This is a genomic window from Okeania sp. SIO2F5 (assembly GCF_010692685.1).
GTDB lineage: Bacteria > Cyanobacteriota > Cyanobacteriia > Cyanobacteriales > Microcoleaceae > Okeania > Okeania hirsuta.
In genome coordinates, this window is sequence record NZ_JAAHGU010000186.1 from 1 (window position 1) to 11,989 (window position 11,989).

Annotated in this window: 5 protein-coding genes; 3 read left to right on the forward strand and 2 right to left on the reverse strand. The window is 36.9% G+C overall.

Translation table 11 applies throughout. From position 1 onward, the window contains the following. Nucleotides 1-1,137 precede the first annotated feature (1,137 nt). Complete coding sequence (locus tag F6K27_RS30255; RefSeq protein WP_287279621.1) at nt 1,138-4,335, reverse strand: DUF1574 family protein; 3,198 nt, start codon at nt 4,333-4,335, stop codon at nt 1,138-1,140. Nucleotides 4,336-5,208: 873 nt separating this feature from the next. Between F6K27_RS30255 and F6K27_RS30260 the strand changes: the two genes are divergently transcribed. The 3 genes from F6K27_RS30260 (at nt 5,209) to ppc (ending at nt 9,664) form a co-directional block, all read left to right on the forward strand. Next, complete coding sequence (locus F6K27_RS30260; protein WP_124144258.1) at nt 5,209-5,439, forward strand: hypothetical protein; 231 nt, start codon at nt 5,209-5,211, stop codon at nt 5,437-5,439. A gap of 484 nt (nt 5,440-5,923) precedes the next feature. Then, entirely contained in the window at nt 5,924-6,100 is a 177-nt protein-coding gene (locus tag F6K27_RS30265; RefSeq protein ID WP_161564974.1) for a hypothetical protein, read from the forward strand. A 468-nt stretch (nt 6,101-6,568) separates the two neighbouring features. After that, the gene (gene ppc, locus F6K27_RS30270; protein ID WP_287279622.1) at nt 6,569-9,664 is read left to right on the forward strand and encodes a phosphoenolpyruvate carboxylase; all 3,096 of its coding nucleotides are present in this window, start codon (nt 6,569-6,571) and stop codon (nt 9,662-9,664) included. 555 nt (nt 9,665-10,219) lie between these two features. Here ppc and F6K27_RS30275 read toward each other — a convergent pair. Beyond that, nucleotides 10,220-11,047 (reverse strand): class I SAM-dependent methyltransferase, encoded by an 828-nt coding sequence (locus F6K27_RS30275; protein WP_124144260.1) that lies wholly within the window; start codon nt 11,045-11,047, stop codon nt 10,220-10,222. Between the last annotated feature and the right edge of the window lie 942 nt (nt 11,048-11,989).

Consider the following 11,989-nt stretch of genomic DNA (forward strand, 5'->3'; position numbering starts at 1 on the left):
GTAAACAATTTCAAGCTATAAACTGTAAATTATCAATACCATTACAGACATCCTTAAAACTTTAAGGTTTAGCGATCGCCTAATTTATGAAAAATACAGCTCATACAGTTACTTTTATATTACATTGCAAATATCTATGTAACATGTAAAGATGCCAGCGCTCATTGCTATAAGAAGGATAAAATTGATGAGAGTTTAATTCAGTCAGTCATACCAAATATCACGCATTTTTGCTACCAAATAATTGCTAAAAACATTACTGAACCTGACTTATTACTTAATAACTGAAGTCTTCAAGAAGAAGAGCATTATTTTGAGGAATTTGTAAAACAATACTTGATTTTGTACTTTAGACTATAAAAAAGTTGCAAAAATTTCATATTTGGCAATAAAATTTATCGTTGTCACCCTTCCGTTGCATGTTAAATCTTGGGTTTTATAGCACGACACAGATAGGTGAGGACATCCCTCTATTTCTCTATTTCCTACTCCCTTTTCACTCAAATTGATTGTCCTAACCAAAGAACGTACTGCTATAGTAAACAGATTTTTCAACAGCACTATTGCACTATTAGAGATAGATAGCAAACCTTGTGAAAAACCCTAAATTCATGGGCAGTCTCTACAAACTTATAGCGCTGTGCGCAGGGAACAGGCAACAGGGAACAGGGAACAGGGGGAATAAATTGCCGATCATATAAGACTTCTAGCTCTTTTGCCCCTACTACAATTTGTAAATATACCAGCGCTCATTGCTATATTAGGGATTTATAGCAGTCTAAGGAAAGTTAGGACATCTCAAAAGCTTAAAACTCAGATAATGCAAGATTTTTCCTTATTTCTTCTTCCTTCTGCGATAATACTAATTTGAAAGAATAATGTTACGAATAATAAGTGCGATAAAAAGATTTTGCAGCAAATGTCCCTTTGACGAAAAATAGAATTTACGACCTAAAAACTGGTATTGAAGCAATTCCCGTGCGACTCGGTCTGACTGACTTCCCCTCCTGGGAGAGGTTAGGGGTGGGTTGACTCCTAAGAAATAGCCTAACTATTTGTAGCAAACATTTATCAAATTGGTATAATTCTAATAAAATTCCACCTAAAACCTAAAACCCCAAACCTAAAACCTAAATTTTAAGGTTCTGACCAAGGGATAATATTATCCTCAGCTAACTGTTGAGAAACAGCGATCGCTCCATAAAGATTCAAATGACTAGGGTCAGAAAATTTGTCATAAGCATCTGGCCATGCAGTACCTAAATCTCGGAATAAAAAGTTTGAATATTCTAGAGATAACTGCTGCATATATTCCTGAAATTTTTGTTCATAGGTAGTTCGCGCCTCATCTAAATATGCTGTAGTTAAAGGCATATTCACAAATACAAAATTAATCCCTATTGACTGAGTATACTGTAGTAAATTTTTCAGTGCAGTTATTTGTTTTCCTGGCAACTGGAAGTTAGCATAATCTGCATCATATTTACCTGAAACTTTAGCATAGTTTTGATAGTAATTTTCTGGCTCAAACTTAATTGAAATTGGTAGAAAACCGTTAGATTGAAATTGGTCTAATTTATCAATATCTTCTACTGCTAAATCTTTGTCTTTTTGTTGCTGCAAAAAATTCCAATTTTTCGGATTATTGATGATTGAATTTATTAAACTTTTGAGGCGGTCGCGCTGTTGATAAGTCACCGATATTTCCTCAATTTTTCCCTGGATATTTTTAAATATTTGCTGGTATTTTTTAATGTCAAAATTAACAGATGTTTCTGATGTATTTGTCTCAATAGTAAATGTGCCAGCATCTACTTCCTCATAGCCTTCAGAACTCGCAATAATATCAAAAGTTCGATCCACTCTGCCACTATTAAGAGCGCGAACTCCATCAGCAAATATAATTAATTGCGGCAGTTGTTCTGCTGGTAAAACCTGACGTACAATTAAATCTACCACCTGAGCTGTTGCCCCATTTATGCCAAAATTATAAACTCTTAAATCTGGATATCCTGCTGTTGCTAAACTTTCCTCAAGTACTGTAGGATTAACTCCTCTCAATGCTCTAGAACTACCAACTATTAAAATATCTGGTAGTTTTTTTTCTACTTGTAAATATTGTTGATAACGAACTAACTGTTCATCTAATTGCGGACTATTAAAACTAGGATAAGTAGAAAATTCAGGAGCTTCCACAGCATCTTCATTCACTTCTGTAGGAGTTTGACAATTCGGACCCTGACAAATACTTCCAGACCGGGAAATATCTGGAAGTTGCTGTAATATTGCACCTAATTTTAGATCGGTTTGAACTGTCAACAAAATACCCATAGCAGCACAAGCAAAAGCAGTAACCCATTTACCAGAATTAAAAGTATTATATGTCAATGAATTACCCATTTGTGTAGAGTATTCTTCATTAGGAATGAACAAACGAGAAGTAATAAGTAACTGTTGAATAGCCGTAAAAAGTTGTGTTGTAACTGTGTAATTATTATGAGGAGTTAACAGCTTTGAGTCAAATTTTTCAGTTTTCTGTGGTGTTAACTTGAGAAAAACACGATCTGCTCTTTTTCCTAATAACAAATCCATTTCTGCAGAAGCAGCAAACTCCGGAGGTTGTTCCGAATACTGACGACTTCTGGCAGTAAAATTAATACCATAGCGCCACAAAGGCAATTTTTGACCAGCACGACGGCCATACACCCTGACCCCACTAATTCCAGGAACTTGAAGTTGACGCAAAAACTGAGCGATGGGTGGTCCTACTTGAGACTGAGAAGGACAAGTAGGAGCTTCACTCATAACGTGCAATAATTCCTGCTTAGGTAATATTAGTACTCGAATACCACCTGTTTGTAGTTTTTGATCGAGGTCTGGATTAAGTAATTTATTTAACAGAAAACTAATAGCTTCATAGTTTCCCTGACTTGCCAAAACCTTAGCACTTGCTGCCATCTCCGGATTTTCCGATGCTGGTAAATTCAACCAGTCGATCCAAAGAGGTGACTCTGACTTTTGTTTCGGTTCATTAATAATACAACCATAGATAGTAGCAGCTTGGATACCTCTAGGTAGAATAGTAGATAATGTAGAGGCGATCGCTTCTTTTGTCTTCTTTTTATCTGGAGCTTCTTGGTTTGAATTATTAGTATTAGTACAGAATAAATGTAATGTAGATTCTTTGAGAGTAGCTCGAATCTTGATTTCAAGAGTAGTAAATTGTTGTTGTAGCAAACGTTCAATTGCTGCCACATCTCCCCAACTTGCCCATTCTTGTAGCATCAGATCGGGTGGAGTTAGATCCACCCGCAACATCCAGTCAGGTGCAGTTTCACCCTGAACAAGTAGAGAAATTAAAGCTTCATGAAAATCTTTGAGCTTTAAGTCTCGAAGTTTTTGGGCGATCGGTTCTGCCAATAGAGATGGAGCTGGACTATAAGCTGCTTCACAAGAGACCCATAAAATTTTCTGGGTTTTCAATTCAGGACTTTTGGCAGAATCTTCTGATTGTTGGGTAGTTTCTGTTAATTTTTCCTTAAGTTGTCTTTCTCGAATACTTACATTTACAGAAACCCCTAACTCACCTAAAACTTCACTAAGATAACTAGCAATTGCATCTGGATGGCCATATTTTGCCAATCTTTGATAGGAAACCGTCAGGGGAGAATCAAGTAAATATTGGTCTAATTCTTCTGTATTTTCTGAGTCTGCTTCTAATTCATTGGGTTGTGTTGATTCAGTAACAGAAGATTTTTCTGAATCTAATCTTGGTGATGAAACCAGTTCTGAATGGTCTAATGTGTCATTTGTCAACACAGATGACTTGTGGGGAGTTGAAAGTAATTCAGAGGCGTTGTGATTAATATCTAGTTTCGGAGATTGTCCAACAGTGACTTTTCTCAGATGTTCTTCCGGTAAAGTTTGACTATCATTTTGATTTTGTGGGTGTTTTGCAGGAACAACATAATTAGACCTCAAAAGAGCATCAACTTTTGAATCAGAGGAACTAGAAGGAGTATTTATCTGTTGACTCTGAGTTCCTACCTGATTACCATCAAGTTTTACTGTCCAGTCAGGTCTCCTGCGACCTAAAGCTCGGCCACATAGAAACATCTGGTAAATTCGAGGTTGATTAGGAGGTAGTAGAGATTCTAGATCGACCTGACCCAGTGCCTGGGAAAACTGGGCTAGTGCAAAGTTCATTTCTGGACATTTTTCGGCTTCACAGAGAATATGTAAATGATTGCCACGCAATCTCACCTGTACTTGCACTTCTGGAAGTCCCAAAGCTTCCTGTGCCCAATCTCCTAAAGGAGATCGATTTTCCGTCAATATAGTTTTATTCCCTTTCATCTTCTCCTTTTTGTGGGAGACTCCCTTGCTCGGCTTAACTATTCGTTAGTGACATTTTGGACTGTAGCGTATAAACATATATAAAGGAAAGCCTATTGCTAAAATTAGTATAATATAGTTGAAAATCATGGGTATATTCGTATATTATTATACTATATGATGATCTGAGCGAAAATTTATATCATGTCCGGATAATTAGTTATCAAAAAAACTTTCTCCTTCAACTCCAGTTCTTCTTTCTTCTTTCTTCCCTCCTGAGGACTGACTCCTGAGGACTGACTCCTGACTCCTCCGTAGTTATTTATTTATCACTATTCAACCGGACATGATATTAGAGAGTATTTATCAATTGAAGAAGGCAGAAGGCAGAAGGTCTAATTGTTTATGGATTTCAACTCCAAACAATTTTAAGCACCCCCGTTGACGGTGGGGTATTAAATCAGCCACAGAAAAGATAAATATTAAATTGCGTAGGGTGCAAAGCGTTTTACGTAACGCACGCTTCCCAAGCACGCGGTGCGTGAGGTTTAAAACTGACCATTATTCCAGAAATGGTAAGTGTTTAGTCACACGCCCTATTTTTACTTTTGTTGGCAAACAGTCTCTGAGTAGCCACGGACTAATAAATTAAGAAAAATTTCTATTGATTTTAGCTTTGAATTATGAAAAATGCTATATCATCATATCAAACTTATTAATTATTTCTCACTTTTAGCTGTCTTGCCATCTTAACAATTAATATTCAACCAAACTTTAATATTATCGAATATTTGTTGAGTGGCTGAATATGCTTGAGTCTTGTTAAGCTTGCTATATTAAGTTCTAGCGTATAAACTTACTGAGGTAAAATCAATGCAATCCTTTCGAGAAAATTCCTCTGAAAATCCTACAATAAAAGCTCCCAGTTGGAAAATTTCCTCAGATATTTTACTTAGCTTGGCCACTGGTCCTGTTTTATTAGGATTATTGGGTAATAAAGCCATTAATGAATTATTACCAGAAATTGGCCTCTATAGTGAGGAAATATTTCGGGGCGATCGTCTACCAATGCTTAATTTTCCCCAAAATTCATCAGATTCCTAATTTTATTTGTTATTTGACTATTTATAGTTTCTTTCAACAAATTCCTAAGATTTTTTAAACTTAAGATTAAGGGTGCAACAACTGCCATCCTTTTCTATAGGTTAGCTCAAAGCCTCTACTACTATGTGATTAATTAACAAAAAACATTGCTGAAAGCCTAGCTCTCAAAGGGCTACTTTACTCCCAGGTGTATGATACAGTAATGTTAGTTGAAATATGCAACCCCCTACTAAATATAGGTAAAGTGTTCTCAGAAGGTCAAAATATCCGAACTTGCGGTGGCGAAAAAACAGCAAAAAACTAGAGCAAACCAAAGTATCTAATAAAATAAGATTCAGTGAATAAAACAGTAGCGGACGGCATCCGCCAACTGAGGTTAACCACCTGAATGACAGGGGACAGCACAACCTATACAATACTACCGCAATAGTAGAGCATAGTTAAGCGGTCTCGCGGGAGCCATTATCCCTACTCCTTGAAGCAAGTGGAATATGTCAAAAAAGCACATTTATTCCATGATGCTTGTTTAGTATTTGGCATTTTTCTGATTAACGATTGGGAAAATAACCAAAATGTTATAAAAACATTAACAAAAACAAAATTACCAGATAGTTGGTTTAGTGATGTAGAACTTAGAAGTATTTTAACACTAGACCTATGACTAAATGTAAGCTACTGAATAGCCTACAAAAATTTTGGCAGATAAGAGCTAGGGGGTTTAACTTGTAGATGAAAAATGACTCACGAAATTTATAGAGAAAGATTAATGACTCTCGCTTCCTTTTAATAGTGGGAAGCAAAAAGTTATTTATTGTTAAAAGAAAGGGTGGAAAAAGAGGTATTTAATGAGGAATATATATTTTTTTAATAAACGGCGTTGGTAATTGATGGGATGATTTATATTTTGGGGTACCGCTCTGTAACCTACCCCGGTTAATCATTGGGGGACTGCCCCTACAAATTTCATCCTGTAATTTACCAATGCCTAATAAACCAACAATAGTTGAAAAATCCCCTATTAGCAATAGCTATTTTGATAATTTGGTACTACTAAATCTCATTGAACGAGTATAAAAGTATCAAACAATATATTTATTTTGATATCGGCAGCTACTAAGGAATAGGTAATATGAGTTCACTACTAAAGTCAGAACAGACAACGCTAGAACAAGGGGTTAATAATCCCCCGACTAAAGTTTCAGGTATGTTTCTGGGTAATCGAATTAAAATAATTGAAGATTTATGGGAATTAGTGCTAAGGCAAGAGTGTGGCCAAGAATTGGTAAGTATACTCCAGAAGATGCGCTCGGTTAATTCTCCAGAAGGACAAGCTTTTAACTTTCTAGATTCAGAAATTGTACAACTTATTGAACAGTTAGAACTCAAAGATGCAATTCGGGCAGCTCGAGCTTTTGCGTTATATTTTCAGCTAATCAATATTGTTGAACAACATTATGAACAAAGGACTCAACAACTAGCGTACTCTAACAACAAAGGTCCGGGAAAACTAATCTTTAAAGATGATGAAGTTAAGGATGGTGAAACTTGTTCATTGCGGGTTGGAAGTATTCCTATCTGGAGCGATAACAAAAATAAACCTGAAGGAGAGGGGACATTTCATTATCTATTTCCCCTACTGCGGACTCTGAACGTGCCATCTCAATTAATTCAACGATTAATCGATCAATTAGATATCCGTCTAGTGTTTACAGCACATCCTACAGAAATTGTACGTCATACAATTAGAACAAAACAGCGACGCATTGCCAAAATTTTCCAACAGCTCGATCTAGTAGAAGAAAGTTTTTCAGAATTTTCTGTAGATGGAGAACAGGAAAATTCTGTGGTTTCATCCTGGGAAACAGAATCTCTCAAGGAACAGTTAACAGAAGAAATTCGTTTGTGGTGGCGTACAGATGAACTACACCAATTTAAACCTACTGTACTTGATGAGGTAGAAACGACCCTTCATTACTTTCAAGAAGTCTTATTTGAAGCTACTCCCAAACTACACCAAAGGTTTAAGCAAGCTCTGCATAGTTCTTTCCCTTACTTAAAACCACCTACTTTCAATTTCTGTAAGTTTGGTTCTTGGGTGGGAGCTGACCGTGATGGTAATCCTTTTTGTACACCAGAGGTGACTTGGCAAACAGCTTGCTATCAACGCAAGATAGTGTTAGACAAGTATATTGATAATATAGATTCTCTGATCGAACTTTTAAGTTTGTCGTTGCATTGGAGTGATGTTTTACCAGAACTGCTGGACTCGTTAGACCGCGACCAATTGCAAATGCCCGAAGTATATGACCAATGGGCAATTCGTTATCGGCGAGAACCATATAGGTTGAAGTTGTCTTATGTCAGAAAGCGTTTGGAAAATACTCGCGAACGCAACTGGCGGTTGTATAATGGTGATTCTCTCCAGAGAGAAATGGAAGTTCTTTCCCAACGTAGAGACACAGCAGCAGTTTATCGTTCTGGTTCGGAATTTCTAGAAGAGTTACAACTAATTCAACGTAACTTGATCGAAACTGGTTTAAGCTGTAGTGACTTGGAAAATCTGATTTGTCAGGCAGAAATTTTTGGCTTCAATTTGGCACGACTAGATATCCGCCAAGAATCTTCTGTCCATGAGGCTGTGATTAATGAAGTTACTGAATACTTACAAATTCTGCCTAAACCCTATATTGAAATGTCAGAGGCAGAGCGCACTGAGTGGCTATCAACAGAATTGCCTACTCGTCGCCCACTAATTCCTACAGAACTACCTTTTTCTGAGAGAACTTGCGAAATCATTAACACTTTCCGAATGCTGCGACAGCTACAGGTAGAGTTTGGCCCAGAAATTTGCCAAACTTACATTATTAGTATGAGTCGTGATGTCAGCGATTTGTTGGAAGTGTTGTTGCTAGCTCAAGAAGCAGGACTTTATGACCCGGCAACTGGTGCAAGTGAGATTCAGGTCGTTCCTCTGTTTGAGACAGTGGAAGATTTGAGAAATGCTCCCAGGGTTATGCGCAATTTATTTGAATTGCCTTTGTATCGGGCAGCACTTGCTGGTGGATATGATAAATTACAACCACAAGCAGACTCTCAAATGCAATCTGAGTTAAAGACTCTTTATTTGCAAGAAGTGATGCTTGGTTACTCAGATAGTAATAAAGATTCTGGGTTCCTCAGTAGTAACTGGGAAATTCATAAAGCTCAAAAAGCTTTACATAAAATCGGTCAGGAATATGGTATCGCATTACGGATATTTCATGGGCGCGGTGGTTCGGTAGGACGTGGTGGTGGTCCTGCTTACAAAGCGATTTTGGCTCAACCAGGTAAGAGCATTAGTGGGCGGATTAAGATTACCGAACAAGGTGAGGTGCTAGCTTCTAAATATTCTCTGCCTCAGTTGGCTATGTGTAACTTAGAAAATGTCACTACTGCAGTTATTCAAGCTAGTTTACTACATACAGGGTTTGATGAAATTGACACCTGGAATGACATTATGGAAGAGTTGGCAGTGCGATCGCGCACTCATTACCGACATCTGATTTATGAACAACCGGATTTAGTAGAGTTTTTCTATCAAGTTACCCCGATCCAAGAAATTAGTCAACTACAAATTAGTTCTCGTCCAGCTCGGAGGAAAAATGATAAAAAGAAGACAATTTCTGGTTTACGGGCAATTCCTTGGGTGTTTAGCTGGACTCAAAGTCGCTTCTTATTACCTGCTTGGTATGGGGTAGGAACTGCTTTACAAGAGTTTGTGCAAAAGCAGCCAGAGGAACACCTGAAACTTTTCCAGTACTTTTATCTAAAATGGCCATTTTTCACTACTGCAATCTCTAAAGTAGAGATGACTCTAGCAAAAGTAGATTTGCAAATGGCTCATTATTATGTCCGAGAATTATCTAATCCAGAAGACCGGGAAAGATTTGAGGCGTTGTTTGAGCAAATTTCTACTGAATATAAGCTAACGCGGGATTTAGTTTTACAAATTTCTGGCCATCAACGGCCTTTAGATGGAGAGCCAGATTTACAGCGTTCTGTGCAGTTGCGAAATGCTAATATTGTTCCTCTAGGTATGTTGCAGGTAGCTTTGTTGAAACGCCTGCGTCAGCATGATACAGGTACGCCAGGAGTAATTCACTCTCGCTATAGTAAGGGTGAGTTGTTACAAGGTGCTTTGTTGACTCTCAATGGTATTGCTGCTGGAATGCGGAATACAGGTTGAGGAAGAGTGAGATGAGGGCGTGGGTGAATTTCAAAACTACCCATGTTCTTTTTGTAGCGATCGCAGTTTTCACCCTTGATAGACAACATTAGGGAAGTAGGTAGTAGGCAGTAGGGGCGAACTGCCTTTTGCTCCTACAGGAGTAGGGGAGTAGGGAACAAAAAATAATTTTGCCTAGCGATCAATCTGACCATAAAATATATAGCAACTGCCAGGTTGGTTAGGAAAATTAGTGCGATCATCTTGCTCGCGTCATAAATCATCATAGTGACCCGATGTCCTATAGCAATGAGCGCTCAGGTATTTACAACTTAGTAGATCAAAGTGCAGTAAGGGAAAAGGTTGACAAAAAATAATGTGTAAATATGCCAGAGCACATTGCTATAACTATAATGGCGACTGCTATACAGTTATAGCGTATTTCATATTAGTGAGGTACACCAGTCGCGGGCAAGATGCCCGCACTACAAAGACTTTAGCATTTATATTTGTACCTCATCTACCTGTAATCTGCTGTAATTTTGCTTAACCTAATTTACTTATAGATCAGTTAAATTATACTTTCTGAGCAATCTGAAGCGCAGATAAGTAAGAAAGGTTAATGATATTGCCATGATATTTTTTTAAAATTGTACTCAAATTTTCAAATAAAGTATTACGTTGCTTTGCATCCATTGCTATATAAGGTGATAAGGTGCTTAAAAGTGCTAGATAATCATCAATATCATAAGTTACTTCACATATTAACTCTTCAGAAACTAAGTTTTGAAACTTACCAGAGTCAATAACCGCATTTCCTATACTACTAATATTTTGTTGATGAATTGCGATCGCTTCATACCCTTTTAAATCAGATGCGTAGGTCTGATAAACTGAATCTAATAATTCCTGATAAATATCTTGACTTGGTTGGGGTGGAGTATTCCAAAGTAAAACTAAAAAGCCATTAGTTTTTAAAGCTTCAGCAGTTTTAGCATAACGAAATTCAGACGATACCCAGTGAAAAGAAGTAGCAGCAAGCACTACATCAAACTGATTCTTTTCTAATTCCCATTCTTCAAAAGTAGTATTGATGATTTTAACTCTTTGATAGCGATCGCAATTTCTCAGCGCTATTTTATAAGATTCTGAATTTGGTTCTACGCAGACCATAGAAAAACCAAGATCGGCAAAGCTAGTTGTTGCTGTTCCTGTAGCACAACCTATTTCTAAAATTTTGGCATGAGAAGAAAGTTGAGCTATTTCTACGACACGGTTGACTAATATTTGGGGATAACGAGGTCTAGTTCTATCGTAAGCATCTGCTATTTGGTCATACCAATTGGATTTCTGTTCCAGGTTAAAGTCTTGATACCAGTTATTTTTGGGTGAGGAATCAGACATAATTGTTTGAAATATTAATATTAATATTTGTATTTTAGGGTAGCTGTATAATAATCGGTAAGTAATGTCAAGATTTTGTAAAAGTTTGGCTAATGTATATTAGTGAAACATCTTGTTTATAATTTGTTTATAAACATTTTATCTACACCTCAAATCTGTTTAGTCAAATATTAACAATTATCAAAACTTTGTTGTCTTAGTTGTTCTAATCCCATACAAAAAAAACAGCCAGTTTTGGCCAGGAATTATTAATCAGGGTGCATCTATAAAATTATATTTTTACATACATTAGACAAAATCAAGAAAAGTTGTTAAATAAAAAAACCTCCACCAATTACGGCGGAGGTTATCTATCAGGGTGCATCTACCATTTCTGTTTCCCATCTTCTGATACTTAATCCGGAAATTATCAATTTGATTTTCTATTGTTTTAGTGCAAAAAAAAACCTCCACCAATTACGGCGGAGGTTATCTATCAGGGTGCATCTACCATTTCTGTTTCCCATCTTCTGATACTTAATCCGGAAATTATCAATTTGATTTTCTATTGTTTTAGTGCAAAAAAAAACCTCCACCAATTACGGCGGAGGTTATCTATCAGGGTGCATCTACCATTTCTGTTTCCCATCTTCTGATACTTAATCCGGAAATTATCAATTTGATATGATCAGGACTTACGCAAATACACTATATGTAGCGTATGTCAAATAGAGCGATTGCTGACGCAAAGCTCCGCTAACGCTATAATTTTTGAAGCGATCACCTAAACAACTAAAATATGATAACTTATACAAAGACACTATATATAGTTACAGGCCAACCGAGCGGTCGCTATAATTTTTAGAGAGCGATCGCTAAGCATTTCCCTATTGATAAAAACTTAAATAGCTGTCATTTTAATTGCAGGATATTTGAGTTCAGATACTAGATATTTAGATAATA